The sequence below is a fragment of the Pseudomonas sp. P106(2024) genome (genome assembly GCF_057480815.1).
Genome location: NZ_JBLIYU010000004.1, coordinates 121,944 through 134,463, shown reverse-complemented (window position 1 = coordinate 134,463; position 12,520 = coordinate 121,944). Strand labels below are relative to the sequence as shown.

Sequence of the window (12,520 nt, the reverse complement as noted above, 5' to 3'; positions counted from 1 at the left end):
CCGTGGCGGTTCAGGCGCAGGCCTTCAAGGCCTGGGCAATGTCGGCGAGCAGGTCGTCGATGTCCTCCAGCCCCACCGACAAGCGCACCAGCCCTTCCGAGATGCCATGCTCGGCACGCTCCTGCTGGGTATAGCTGGAGTGGGTCATGCTCGCCGGGTGCTGGGCCAGCGACTCGGCATCGCCCAGGCTCACCGCGCGGCTGAACAGCTGCAGGGCGTTCATGAAGCGACGACCGGCCTCGATCCCGCCCTTGAGCTCGAAGGCGATCATGCCGCCCGGCAGGCGCATCTGCCGCTGGGCCAGCGCGTACTGCGCAAAGGACGGCAGGCCTGGGTAGTGCAGCAGCTCGACCTGTGATTGTTCGGCGAGGAACTCGGCCACCTGCTGGGCATTGGCGCAGTGACGGTCCATGCGCAGGGCCAGGGTCTTGAGGCCGCGCATCAGCAGCGCTGCGTCATGGGGCGACAGCACCGCGCCGGTCATGTCCTTGAGCCCTTCCAGGCGGATACGGTCGACCAGTGCCTTGCGCCCGACCACCAGCCCGGCGGTGATGTCGCCATGCCCGGACAGGTACTTGGTGGCCGAATGCACCACCAGGTCCACGCCCAGTTCCAGCGGGCGTTGCAGGTAAGGCGTGCAGTAGGTGTTGTCGACCACGATGCTCAGGTCGTGGCCCCGGGCGGCATCGACCACCGCGGCAATGTCCACCAGCTGCATGTTGGGGTTTGCCGGGGTCTCGAAATAGATCATCCGCGTCTTCGAGGTGATCGCGGCCCGCAGTGCCGGGATGTCGTTGAGGTCGACATGGCGGATCTTCACGCCGAACTCGCCGATACCGTGGTGCAGGTAGGCGAAGGTGCAGCCGTACAGGGTACTGCCAACGATCAGCTCGTCACCCGGACGTAGCAGCGTCCATAGCGTGGCGGTGATGGCGCCCATCCCGGAGGCCAGCGCCAGCCCGGCCTCGCCCCCTTCCAGGGACGCCATGCGCTGCTCCAGCAGGGCCAGGGTCGGATTGGAAATTCGGCTATAGAAATGCCCCGGTTCCTCGCCCGCGAAGCAGGCGGCGCCGTACTCGACGGTGGGGAAGGCATAGGTGGCGGTCTGGTACACCGGCGGCACCAGGGCGCCGCCGTGGGACAGCGGGTCATAGCCATGGTGGATGGCCCGCGTGGAGAAACCGGTGTTTTTGTTGGAGTCGCGCATGGCAACAGCCTCTTGTGGTTTGTTATAAGCTTATGCCACCAAGCTGCTGCGCTTTTTCCAAACTTGCCCACGCAATTGCGCAAGTTTTGAAAGAAAAACAACAAAAATAGAATCAGGAGGGCAAGATATGCCTTCAGCTCTCGACCGTACCGACCGCGCCCTGCTCGCCGCCCTGCAGGACAACGCCCGCCTGACCGTTTCCGAACTCGCCGACCAGGTTGCCCTGACCACTTCGCCCTGCTGGCGCCGGGTCAAGCTGCTGGAGGACAACGGCTACATCACCGGCTACCAGGCCATTCTTTCGCCCAAGTCGCTGGGCTTCGGAGTGACCGCGTTCGTCAGCATCATGATGGACTCGCACACCAAGGAGATGGCCCTGGCGTTCGAGCAGCGGCTGATGGAAATTCCCGAGATCGTCGCCTGCCACAACATCTCCGGGCGCTATGACTTTTTGCTGGAGATCCTGGCGCGGGACCTGGAGTCGTTTGGCGAGTTCACCCGGGAGGTGCTGCAACGGTTGCCGGGGGTGAAGGAGATCTATTCGAGCTTTTCGTACAAGGCGGTGAAGGAACGGCGGGTGATTCCCGTTTCCGAGAAACATATCTAGCAATGCCGGGGGCTGCTGTGCAGCCCCAGCTCTCCCGAAGCAAACAAAAAACCCCGCCGAAGCGGGGTTTCTCAGATCACACGGTTACTCAGATCGCACCACGCTGACGCAGCACATCCAGCACCAGCTTCACACCTTCATCGACACTGACCGACTGGGTGTCGATCACCAGGTCCGCATCCAGCGGCACGTCGAACGGGAAGCTCTCGCCCGGAATGTTGTCGCCACCGGCCGCGTACAGCCCTTGCGGATCACGCTCACGGCACACCAGCGGCGACGCCTGCACATAGACGGTGACCAGACGCTCCTTGCCGATCAGCGCCCTGGCCTGCTCGCGGCCTTCGGCATCCGGGGCAACGAACGCTGCCAGGGTCAGCAGGCCGGCTTCGTTGAACTGGCGCGCCACATGGGCGGCGCGGCGCCAGTTCTCGGTGCGGCCGGCGCGGTCCTGCGGCAGGCCCTTGTTCAGGTCGTGGCGCAGGTTCTGGCCATCGAGCACATAGACCGCGCGGCCCATGTCGAACAGCTTGCGCTCCACGGCATAGGCCAGGGTGCTCTTGCCGGCGCCGGACAGGCCGCTGAACAGCACGGTGGCCGGCTGCTGGCCGAAGCGCAGGGCGCGCTCCTCGGTGGACACATGGGCCAGCTTGCCGTGCTGGCCGGTGCTGCCGTGCGGCAGTACCGGCGGGGCGATGATCATGCCGGCACCGACCGTGCCGTTGGTCAGGCGATCGATGACGATGAACGCGCCGGTGGTGCGGTTGCTCTCGTAGCCGTCCAGGGCGATGGCGCTGTCCAGCGCGACCTTGACCCGGCCGATCTCGTTGAGCTGCAGCGCGCTGGCGGCACCCTGCTCCAAAGTGTTCACATCGACCTTGTGGGTGATGCTGGCAATCGAGCCCGGCACGTAGCTGGTGGCGCGCTTGATGTCGTACTTCTTGCCCGGGAGCATTGGCTCCTCGGCCATCCAAACCAGCATGGCATCGAACTGGTCGGTGACCGGCGGTACGTTATCGGCATGCACCAGCAGGTCGCCACGGGAGATGTCGATCTCGTCTTCCATGGTCAGGGTCACGGCCTGGCCGGGGCCGGCGTTCTCCAACTCGCCTTCATAGGTGACGATGGACTTGACCCGGCTGCTCTTGCCCGACGGCAGCACGACGATCTCGTCACCCTTGTGCACCACGCCACCGGCGATGGTACCGGCGAAGCCACGGAAGTTCAGGTTCGGACGGTTGACGTACTGCACCGGGAAACGCAGGTCGGTGACGTTGCGGTCGGCGGCGATCTCGACGGTCTCGAGGATCTCCATCAGCGCCGGGCCCGTGTACCAGGGCGAACGCTCGCTGCGGTTGACCACGTTGTCGCCCTTGAGCGCCGACATCGGCACGAAGTGCAGGCTGCTCGGCTTGAGGTTGATGCCCTCGGCGAACTTCAGGTAGTCGGCCTTGATCGACTCGAAGACCTGCTCGTCGAAGCCCTTGAGGTCCATCTTGTTGACCGCGACGACGATGTGCTTGATGCCCAGCAACGAGGCGATGTAGCTGTGTCGGCGGGTCTGGGTCTGCACGCCGTAGCGGGCATCGACCAGGATAATCGCCAGGTCGCAGGTGGACGCGCCAGTGGCCATGTTGCGGGTGTACTGCTCGTGGCCCGGGGTGTCGGCAATGATGAACTTGCGCTTGGCGGTGGAGAAGTAGCGGTAGGCGACATCGATGGTGATGCCCTGCTCGCGCTCGGCCTGCAGGCCGTCCACCAGCAGCGCCAGGTCGACTTCCTCACCGGTGGTGCCGGATTTTTTCGAGTCGCGGGTAATGGCCTCGAGGTGGTCCTCGTAGATCATCTTCGAGTCGTGCAGCAGGCGCCCGATCAGGGTGCTCTTGCCGTCGTCCACGTTACCGCAGGTCAAAAAGCGCAGCAGCTCTTTACGCTCGTGCTGGGCCAGGTAAGCGAGGATGTCCTCGCTGATCAGTTCGGATTGGTGCGACATGAGGAAACCCTGAAATTAGAAGTAGCCTTGGCGTTTTTTGTCTTCCATGGAACCGGCGCCATCGTGGTCGATGACACGGCCCTGGCGCTCGGACGTTCGGGTCAGGAGCATTTCCTGGATGATGTCCGTCAGGGTCTCGGCTTCAGACTCGACCGCGCCCGTCAGCGGGTAGCAGCCCAGGGTACGGAAACGCACTTTCTTCTTGACGATGCGCGCCTTCTCCTCGTCGCTCAGGTGCTCGAGGATGCGCTCGTCGTCGATCATGATCAGGGTGCCGTTCTTCTCGATCACTTCACGCTCGGCGGCGAAGTACAGCGGCACGATCGGGATGCCTTCGAGGTAGATGTACTGCCAGATGTCCAACTCGGTCCAGTTCGACAGCGGGAACACGCGGATCGACTCACCCTTGTTGACCTTGCCATTGTAGATGTTCCACAGCTCCGGGCGCTGGTTCTTCGGGTCCCAGCGGTGCTTGCTGTCACGGAACGAGTAGACGCGCTCCTTGGCCCGCGACTTCTCTTCGTCGCGGCGCGCGCCACCGAAGGCGGCGTCGAAACCATGCTTGTCCAGCGCCTGCTTCAGGCCCTGGGTCTTCATGATGTCGGTGTGCTTGGAGCTGCCATGGGTGAACGGGTTGATGCCCTGCGCCACACCCTCGGGGTTGACGTGGGTGATCAGCTCCAGGCCCATCTCTTCGACCATCTTGTCGCGGAAGCGGTACATCTCCTGGAACTTCCACTGGGTGTCGACGTGCATCACCGGGAACGGCAGCTTGCCCGGGAAGAACGCCTTGCGCGCCAGGTGCAGCATGACCGCGGAATCCTTGCCGATCGAGTACAGCATCACCGGGTTGTCGAACTCGGCGGCCACCTCGCGGATGATGTGGATGCTCTCCGCCTCCAGCTGTTTCAAGTGCGTCAGATTGTCGACCATGGCTACTCACGAAAAACGATCTTATGGACGGCCTGCGGGCCGTGTTCGAGCGAGCCACTTTATCACAGCACCTGATTCTATTTAGGAGGCTGCCTAGATCGAAACAATCTAACGATATGACTGGGGGTTTGGGCCATGCGAGGTCCCTGTAGGCGCGGCCTTGTGTCGCGAAAGGGCTGCTTAGCAGACCCAGAATTTCTGCGTTGGCGCATAAATCTTGGGGCCGCTTTGCGGCCCTTTCGCGACACAAGGCCGCTCCCACAGGAAACCGCATTCTTGCTGCTGGCCGTCAGATCGGATTCGGGCAATCGATGAACAGGTGCTCGACCGCGAACCGTCGCGCCAGGTAATCCCCCAACGCCTGCACGCCATAGCGCTCGGTGGCGTGATGGCCGGCGGCGATGAAGCTCACGCCGTTCTCGCGGGCACTGTGGAACGTCTGCTCGGACGCCTCGCCACTGATGAACAAGTCGACCCCGGCGGCGATGGCGGTGTCGATGTAGCCTTGCCCGCCGCCGGTGCACCAGCCGACTCGGCGGATCATCTGCTCACCCTCGACGACCAACGGCTCACGCCCCAGCGCCTCGCGCACCCGACGGGCGAAGTCCCGCGCCGACACCGGTTCCGCCAGCGACCCGACCAGGCCGACCACCTTGGGATTGTTCGGGTCCAGAGGGCCTTCGACGGTAATGTCGAGCTGGCGCGCCAGCTGCACGTTGTTGCCCACTTCCGGGTGCACGTCCAGCGGCAGGTGGAAGGCCAGCAGGCTGATATCGTGCTTGAGCAGGGTCTTCAGGCGCCGCTGCTTGATCCCGGTGATGCACGGGTTCTCGCCCTTCCAGAAGTAGCCATGGTGTACCAGCACCAGGTCTGCCTCGGCCTCGACCGCCGCGTCCAGCAGCGCCTGGCTGGCGGTGACGCCGCTGACGATACGGCTGACCTGGGGGCGACCCTCGACCTGCAGGCCATTGGGGCAGTAGTCCTGGATCTTCGCGCTGCCCAGGTAGCGCTCGGCTTCCTCGACCAGTGTATTGAGGGCGACGGCCATGAAAAATCTCCTCGAATTCGGCGTTGCGACAGGGCGCGAGGCCCTATAATGGCCGCCATTATGGGCCGTCGCCGGTTTCGGGGGAACCGGCGACAATCGCCTGGGGATTCCGGCCATCGCTGATCGTTGTGTTCACGTGTATGATCGCGCGCGCTCGCCCCGGGCCGAACTGACATGGCCCCCGCCCTACTCCAGGATTCATTCATGTTCAAGGCTCTGCGTTACTTCGGCTGGCCCCTGCTCACCGGTGTGCTGATCGCCATCCTGATCATCCAGCGCTTCCCGCAATGGGTCGGCCTGCCCAGCCAGGACGTCAACCTGCAGCAGGCCCCGCAAACCACGAAAATCATGCAGGGTCCGGTGTCCTACGCCGATGCCGTGACCCTGGCCGCGCCGGCGGTGGTCAACCTGTACACCACCAAGGTGGTGAACAAGAGCGCCCACCCGCTGTTCGAAGACCCGCAATTCCGCCGGTTCTTCGGCGACAACCTGCCCAAGCAGCGGCGCTGGGAGTCGAGCCTGGGCTCGGCGGTGATCATGAGCCCGGAAGGCTACCTGCTGACCAACAACCATGTCACCAGCGGTGCCGACCAGATCGTGGTGGCCCTCAAGGACGGCCGCGAGACCCTCGCCCGGGTGATTGGCAGCGATCCGGAAACCGACCTGGCGGTGCTCAAGATCGACCTCAACAGCCTGCCGGCGATCACCATCGGCCGCTCCGACAATATCCACATCGGTGACGTGACCCTGGCCATCGGCAACCCGTTCGGCGTCGGCCAGACCGTGACCATGGGTATCATCAGCGCCACAGGCCGCAACCAGCTGGGCCTGAACAACTACGAAGACTTCATCCAGACTGACGCTGCGATCAACCCGGGCAACTCCGGCGGCGCGCTGGTGGATGCCAACGGTAACCTGGTGGGTATCAACACGGCGATCTTCTCCAAGTCCGGCGGATCCCAGGGCATAGGCTTCGCCATTCCGGTCAAGCTGGCACTGGAGGTGATGAAGTCGATCGTCGAGCACGGCCAGGTGATCCGTGGCTGGCTGGGCATCGAAGTGCAGCCGCTGAGCCAGGAGCTGGCTGAGTCGTTCGGCATGCAGGGCCGCCCGGGCATTGTCGTGGCAGGTATCTTCCGCGATGGCCCGGCGGCGCGCGCGGGGCTGCAACTGGGTGACGTGATCTTGAGCATCAACGGCGAACCGGCCGGTGACGGGCGCAAGTCGATGAACCAGGTGGCAAGGATCAAGCCCAACGAGAAGATCACCATCGAGGTGGTGCGCAATGGGCAGCAGCTCAAGCTGGTCGCCGAAGTGGGACTACGGCCGCCGCCGGCGCCGGTGGCCCCGAAGGAAGAGAAGTAAACCAACACATGCGCGATCCCTGTAGGAACGGCCTTGCGTCGCGATGGGGCGCGTAAGCGGCCCCAGGTTTTCAGCTTCGCAGCACATGTCCCCGGGGCCGCTACGCGGCCCATCGCGACGCAAGGCCGCTCCTACAGGGACCGCGTCAGCCGCCCCGTGGGGCGGCCCCGATTGCATCAATGCAGGATCTGGCTCAGGAACAGCTTGGTCCGATCACTGCGCGGCCGGTCGAAGAAGTCATCCGGCGCCGCCTGCTCGACGATCTCCCCCTTGTCCATGAAGATCACCCGGTTCGCCACGGTGCGGGCAAAGCCCATTTCGTGGGTCACGCAGAGCATGGTCATGCCGTCTTCAGCCAGGCTGACCATGGTGTCGAGCACCTCCTTGACCATCTCCGGGTCCAGCGCCGAGGTCGGCTCGTCGAACAGCATGATCTTCGGCTTCATGCACAGCGCCCGGGCAATCGCCACCCGCTGCTGCTGACCACCGGACAACTGCCCCGGGTACTTGTGCGCCTGCTCCGGAATGCGCACGCGCTCGAGGAAGTGCATGGCGATTTCCTCGGCCTTGCGCCGCGGCATCTTGCGCACCCACATCGGCGCCAGGGTGCAGTTCTCCAGGATGGTCAGGTGCGGGAACAGGTTGAAGTGCTGGAACACCATGCCCACCTCGCGGCGGATCGCCTCGATCTGCTTGAGGTCGTTGGTCAGCTCCACGCCGTCGACGACGATGCGCCCCTGCTGGTGCTCCTCCAGGCGGTTGAGGCAACGGATGGTGGTCGACTTGCCCGAGCCGGACGGCCCGCACAGCACGATGCGCTCGCCCTGGCGCACGTTCAGGTTGATGTCCTTGAGCACATGGAACTGGCCGTACCACTTGTTCACGCCTTGCATCTGGATGATGCCTTCGGGGCCGGCAGGCTGCTTGATCGCTTCACTCATTTCGAAACTCCTAACGCTTGTGGCCAGTGTCCAGCTTGCGCTCCAGGTGCATGGAGTAGCGGGACATACCGAAACAGAAAATCCAGAACACCAGGGCGGCGAACACGTAGCCCTCGGTGGCCATGCCCAGCCAGGCAGGATCAGCCGCCGCCTGCTTGACGCTGTTGAGCAGGTCGAACAGGCCGATGATGATCACCAGGCTGGTGTCCTTGAACAGGGCGATGAAGGTGTTGACGATGCCGGGGATCACCAGCTTGAGCGCCTGGGGCAGGATCACCAGTCCCATCGCCCGCCAGTAGCCCAGGCCCATGGCCGCGGCGGCCTCGTACTGGCCCTTGGGGATGGCCTGCAGCCCGCCACGCACCACCTCGGCGATGTACGCCGACTGGAACAGGATCACGCCGATCATCGCCCGCAGCAGCTTGTCGAAGCTCATGCCCTCGGGCAGGAACAGCGGCAGCATCACCGACGACATGAACAGCACGGTGATCAGCGGCACGCCACGCCAGAACTCGATGAAGGTCACGCAGACCACCTTCACCGCCGGCATGTTCGAGCGCCGCCCCAGCGCCAGCAGGATACCCAGCGGCAAGGCGCCGACGATACCGACCGTGGCGATCACCAGGGTCAGCATCAGGCCGCCCCATTGGCTGGTGGGCACCGTGTCCAGGCCCAGCGCGCCGCCGTGCAACAGGAGGTAGGCGAGGATCGGGTACAGCACCAGGAAGCCCAGGCCGTACACCGCCTTGCGCGGGAAGCGCTTGATGAACAAGGGCGCGGCACCGAGCACGGCGAGCCACACGGTCAGGTCGACGCGCCAGCGCAGTTCCGCCGGGTAGTAGCCGTACATGAACTGGCCGAAGCGCTGCTGGATGAACACCCAGCAGGCGCCTTCCTTGGTGCAGTCGGCGCGGGTGGTACCGACCCAGTTGGCGTCGATGAACGCCCACTGCACCAGCGGTGGCACGATCAGCCAGACCAGGTACAGGGCGAACAATGTCAGCAGGGTGTTGAGCCAGCTGGAGAACAGGTTGGACCGCATCCAGGCGAGCACGCCAACGCTCTTCACCGGTGGCGGCATGTCGGGTTTGAAAACATGGGCTGTCACGGATGTACCCTCACCGTTCGATCAGCGCAATGCGCTTGTTGTACCAGTTCATCAACAGCGAAATGCTGATGCTGATGGCGAGATAGACGCTCATGGTGATGGCGATCACCTCGATGGCCTGGCCGGTCTGGTTGAGCACGGTACCGGCGAACAGCGAGACCATCTCCGGGTAGCCGATACCGGCGGCCAGCGACGAGTTCTTCGCCAGGTTCAGGTACTGGCTGGTCAGCGGCGGAATGATCACCCGCAACGCCTGGGGAATGATCACCTTGCGCAGCGTCGGGCCTTCGCGCAGGCCCAGCGAGCGGGCCGCCTCGGTCTGGCCATGGCTGACCGAACGGATACCGGAACGCACAATTTCGGCGATGAACGCCGCAGTGTAGATAGTCAGCGCCAAGGTCAGCGCCAGCAGCTCGGGGATCAGCACCCAGCCACCGACGAAGTTGAAGCCCTTGAGCTGCGGCATTTCCCAGTGCACCGGGCTGCCGAACAGCAGCGCGCACACGCCGGGGATGCCGATGAACAGCAGCAGGCCGACCCAGAACTTGTGGAACGGCTCGCCAGTTTCATCGAAACGCTTGTTGGCAAAGCGCACCATCACCACGATGGCGACGATCGCCAGCGCCAGCGCGATGACGAACGGCCAGAAACCCTCGGCCATCGAGGCGCCGGGCATGTTCAGGCCGCGGTTGCTGATGAAGAAGGTGTCGTCGATGTTGATGCTGCCCCGCGGCCCCGGCAGGGTCAGGAACACGGCGAAGTACCAGAACAGGATCTGCAGCAGCGGCGGAATATTGCGGAAGGTCTCCACGTACACCGTCGCCAGCTTGTTGATCATCCAGTTCGGCGACAGCCGCGCCACGCCGATGATGAAGCCCAGCAGTGTCGCCAGGATGATGCCGATGAAGGTCACCAGCAGGGTGTTGAGCAGGCCGATGACGAACACCCGGGCGTAGCTGTCCGATTCCACGTAGGGGATCAGGTGCTGGGCGATGCCGAAGCCGGCGCTGCGCTCGAGGAAATCGAAGCCCGAGGTGATGCCCCGGTGCTGCAGGTTGGTCTGCGTATTGTGGAAAAGGTACCAGCCCAGGCCCACCACGAAGACCACCGTGAGGATCTGGAACAGCCACGCGCGCACACGTGGATCACTAAGGGAAAACCCTTTCCGTGCGCCGATTTGATTTTGCATGAAGTGCCCCGAAAAGAAGGGATTCGAACGACCCGCGGCGGCAGGATGCCGCCGCGGGGTGCAACCATCAGCGCACCGGTGGCGCGTACTGGATGCCGCCGTTGTTCCACAGGGCGTTCATGCCACGGTCGATCTTCAGGTCGGTGCTCTGGCCCAGGTTCTTCTCGAACACTTCGCCATAGTTGCCGACTTGCTTGACGATCTGCACTACCCAGTCCTTGGGCAGTTTGAGGTCCTTGCCGTACTCGCCATCGGCGCCCAGCAGGCGGGCGACGTCAGGGTTCTTGGTGGACTTGGCCTCGGCCTCGACGTTCTTCGAGGTGATGCCGGCCTCTTCGGCGTTGAGCATGGCGAACAGGGTCCACTTGACGATGCTGAACCATTCCTCGTCACCCTTGCGTACCACCGGGCCGAGCGGCTCCTTGGAGATGGTTTCCGGCAGCACCACGTACTCGGTCGGCGCGGCCAGCTTGGAGCGCTGGGCGAACAGCTGCGACTTGTCCGAGGTCAGCACGTCGCAACGGCCGGATTCCAGCGACTTGGCGCTTTCGTCGGAGGTGTCGAAGGTGATTGGGGTGTACTTCAGGCCATTGGCGCGGAAGTAGTCGGAAACGTTCAGCTCGGTGGTGGTACCGGCCTGGATACAGATGGTCGCGCCGTCGAGCTCCTTGGCGCTGGAGACACCGAGTTTCTTGTTGGCGAGGAAGCCGACGCCGTCGTAGTAGGTGACGCCGGCGAACACCAGGCCCATGCCGGCATCGCGCGAGCTGGTCCAGGTGGTGTTGCGCGACAGCACGTCGACTTCGCCGGACTGCAGCGCGGTGAAGCGCTCCTTGGCGTTGAGCTGGCTGAACTTGACCTTGGTCGCGTCACCAAAGACCGCGGCGGCCACGGCGCGGCACACATCGGCGTCGATGCCGACGATCTTGCCTTGCGCGTCCGGTACGGAGAAGCCTGGAAGACCATCGCTCACGCCACACTGGACGAAGCCCTTCTTCTTCACCGCGTCGAGGGTGGCGCCGGCCTGGGCGAAGCTGGTGGCGCCCAGCGCGGCGGCGGCGGTCAGGACTGCCAGGGTGGTTTTCAACATCTTCATCAACAACCTCCAAATCGCTCTTGTTGTATGAGCCGGAATTGCACCGCACCCTTATGAGGCGCATCCGACCCTTGTTGGCTTGTTTTTGGGTCAATTGGCGCAATGGGCTGTTCTGTGACAGCCTTCGATCCACACGAGGGGTGTTACCGCGATCGGTCCACCTCTTCGCATGGCAAGGACATAGCAAAGGGCGTACCACAGTCGAAGGCTTAAGCGATTAAGCGGTAGTCAAGTAGTAAAAGTTGTAGAGTTGCGACATCTTTTTCTGGCATTAACCTCCAATGCCTTCTTTTTACGCACTACATAAGTTTGCAAGCACTCTTTTGGAGCAGTCATGACCAACCCGCTGATCCTCGAACCTCAGAAAACCGCCGACGCCTGTGTGATCTGGTTGCACGGCCTGGGGGCCGACCGTTACGACTTCCTACCTGTGGCAGAATTTCTCCAGGAACGCCTGTTGAGCACCCGCTTCATCATGCCCCAGGCCCCCACCCGCCCGGTGACCATCAACGGTGGCTACGAGATGCCCAGCTGGTACGACATCAAGGCCATGACCCCGGCGCGGGCCATCGACGAAACGCAGTTGGAAGAATCGGCCGATCAGGTCATTGCCCTGATCAAGGCGGAACAGGCCAAGGGCATCAACCTGTCGCGCATCTTCCTCGCCGGTTTCTCCCAGGGCGGCGCGGTGGTACTGCACACCGCCTATATAAAGTGGCAGGAAGCCCTGGGCGGGGTGATCGCCCTGTCCACCTACGCACCGACCTTCACCGACGCCCTGCAACTGAGCGCCTGCCAGCAGCGCACCCCGGCGCTGTGCCTGCACGGGGTGCACGACCCGGTGGTGATCCCCTCGATGGGCCGTACCGCCTTCGAGTACCTCGATACCTGGGGCGTCGCCGCTCGCTGGTACGAGTACCCGATGGAGCACGAAGTGGTGGTCGAGGAGCTCAACGACATTCACGAATGGCTGAGCCGTCAGTTGCAGTAGCCCTGTAGCCCGCCATGCATTGCACTACGCCGCGCCCGATTCTTG

The 12,520-nt window shown here is 63.5% G+C and carries 11 protein-coding genes; 3 read left to right on the top strand and 8 right to left on the bottom strand.

Annotated elements, in window-relative coordinates; all coding sequences use genetic code 11:
* Positions 1 to 10: 10 nt before the first annotated feature.
* Positions 11 to 1,207, bottom strand: a complete 1,197-nt coding sequence (locus AC25M7_RS09085) for a methionine gamma-lyase (protein WP_028689768.1) — start codon at positions 1,205 to 1,207, stop codon at positions 11 to 13.
* A gap of 127 nt (positions 1,208 to 1,334) precedes the next feature.
* On the opposite strand from AC25M7_RS09085, the gene AC25M7_RS09080 reads away from it, so the two are divergent.
* Positions 1,335 to 1,814, top strand: a complete 480-nt coding sequence (locus tag AC25M7_RS09080) for an Lrp/AsnC family transcriptional regulator (protein ID WP_028689769.1) — start codon at positions 1,335 to 1,337, stop codon at positions 1,812 to 1,814.
* 88 nt (positions 1,815 to 1,902) lie between these two features.
* Here AC25M7_RS09080 and cysN read toward each other — a convergent pair whose 3' ends face one another.
* The 3 genes from cysN to AC25M7_RS09065 form a co-directional block, all read right to left on the bottom strand.
* Positions 1,903 to 3,804 (bottom strand): sulfate adenylyltransferase subunit CysN, encoded by a 1,902-nt coding sequence (gene cysN, locus AC25M7_RS09075; RefSeq protein ID WP_182322101.1) that lies wholly within the window; start codon positions 3,802 to 3,804, stop codon positions 1,903 to 1,905.
* A gap of 15 nt (positions 3,805 to 3,819) precedes the next feature.
* Entirely contained in the window at positions 3,820 to 4,737 is a 918-nt protein-coding gene (cysD, locus tag AC25M7_RS09070) for a sulfate adenylyltransferase subunit CysD (protein ID WP_011535568.1), read from the bottom strand.
* Between the two features lie 289 nt (positions 4,738 to 5,026).
* A complete protein-coding gene (locus tag AC25M7_RS09065) occupies positions 5,027 to 5,785 on the bottom strand; it encodes a Nif3-like dinuclear metal center hexameric protein (protein WP_028689771.1) in 759 nt (252 codons plus the stop codon).
* A gap of 204 nt (positions 5,786 to 5,989) precedes the next feature.
* Between AC25M7_RS09065 and algW the strand changes: the two genes are divergently transcribed.
* A complete protein-coding gene (gene algW / locus AC25M7_RS09060) occupies positions 5,990 to 7,150 on the top strand; it encodes a Do family serine endopeptidase AlgW (protein ID WP_028689772.1) in 1,161 nt (386 codons plus the stop codon).
* Positions 7,151 to 7,326: 176 nt separating this feature from the next.
* Here the strand turns inward: algW and AC25M7_RS09055 are convergent, their stop codons facing one another.
* From AC25M7_RS09055 to AC25M7_RS09040, 4 genes are all read right to left on the bottom strand, one after another.
* On the bottom strand, positions 7,327 to 8,091 hold the full coding sequence (locus tag AC25M7_RS09055; protein ID WP_028689773.1) for an amino acid ABC transporter ATP-binding protein: 765 nt from the start codon (positions 8,089 to 8,091) through the stop codon (positions 7,327 to 7,329).
* Positions 8,092 to 8,101: 10 nt separating this feature from the next.
* Complete coding sequence (locus tag AC25M7_RS09050; protein WP_062364049.1) at positions 8,102 to 9,199, bottom strand: amino acid ABC transporter permease; 1,098 nt, start codon at positions 9,197 to 9,199, stop codon at positions 8,102 to 8,104.
* Between the two features lie 10 nt (positions 9,200 to 9,209).
* Positions 9,210 to 10,388 carry an amino acid ABC transporter permease gene (locus AC25M7_RS09045; protein WP_062364047.1) on the bottom strand — a complete coding sequence of 393 codons (1,179 nt, stop codon included), beginning with the start codon at positions 10,386 to 10,388 and terminating at the stop codon, positions 9,210 to 9,212.
* Between the two features lie 67 nt (positions 10,389 to 10,455).
* The gene (locus AC25M7_RS09040; protein WP_011535574.1) at positions 10,456 to 11,484 is read right to left on the bottom strand and encodes an amino acid ABC transporter substrate-binding protein; all 1,029 of its coding nucleotides are present in this window, start codon (positions 11,482 to 11,484) and stop codon (positions 10,456 to 10,458) included.
* Positions 11,485 to 11,818: 334 nt separating this feature from the next.
* Between AC25M7_RS09040 and AC25M7_RS09035 the strand changes: the two genes are divergently transcribed.
* Positions 11,819 to 12,475: an alpha/beta hydrolase gene (locus AC25M7_RS09035; RefSeq protein ID WP_028689777.1), complete on the top strand. Its 657-nt coding sequence runs from the start codon at positions 11,819 to 11,821 to the stop codon at positions 12,473 to 12,475.
* The last annotated feature ends 45 nt before the right edge of the window (positions 12,476 to 12,520 follow it).

Excerpts from the sequence above, each read along its gene's own strand:
- AC25M7_RS09085 (WP_028689768.1), bottom strand. The coding sequence starts at position 1,207 with ATGCGCGACTCCAACAAAAACACCGGTTTCTCCACGCGGGCCATCCAC.
- AC25M7_RS09080 (WP_028689769.1), top strand. The coding sequence starts at position 1,335 with ATGCCTTCAGCTCTCGACCGTACCGACCGCGCCCTGCTCGCCGCCCTG.
- cysN (WP_182322101.1), bottom strand. The coding sequence starts at position 3,804 with ATGTCGCACCAATCCGAACTGATCAGCGAGGACATCCTCGCTTACCTG.
- cysD (WP_011535568.1), bottom strand. The coding sequence starts at position 4,737 with ATGGTCGACAATCTGACGCACTTGAAACAGCTGGAGGCGGAGAGCATC.
- AC25M7_RS09065 (WP_028689771.1), bottom strand. The coding sequence starts at position 5,785 with ATGGCCGTCGCCCTCAATACACTGGTCGAGGAAGCCGAGCGCTACCTG.
- algW (WP_028689772.1), top strand. The coding sequence starts at position 5,990 with ATGTTCAAGGCTCTGCGTTACTTCGGCTGGCCCCTGCTCACCGGTGTG.
- AC25M7_RS09055 (WP_028689773.1), bottom strand. The coding sequence starts at position 8,091 with ATGAGTGAAGCGATCAAGCAGCCTGCCGGCCCCGAAGGCATCATCCAG.
- AC25M7_RS09045 (WP_062364047.1), bottom strand. The coding sequence starts at position 10,388 with ATGCAAAATCAAATCGGCGCACGGAAAGGGTTTTCCCTTAGTGATCCA.
- AC25M7_RS09040 (WP_011535574.1), bottom strand. The coding sequence starts at position 11,484 with ATGAAGATGTTGAAAACCACCCTGGCAGTCCTGACCGCCGCCGCCGCG.
- AC25M7_RS09035 (WP_028689777.1), top strand. The coding sequence starts at position 11,819 with ATGACCAACCCGCTGATCCTCGAACCTCAGAAAACCGCCGACGCCTGT.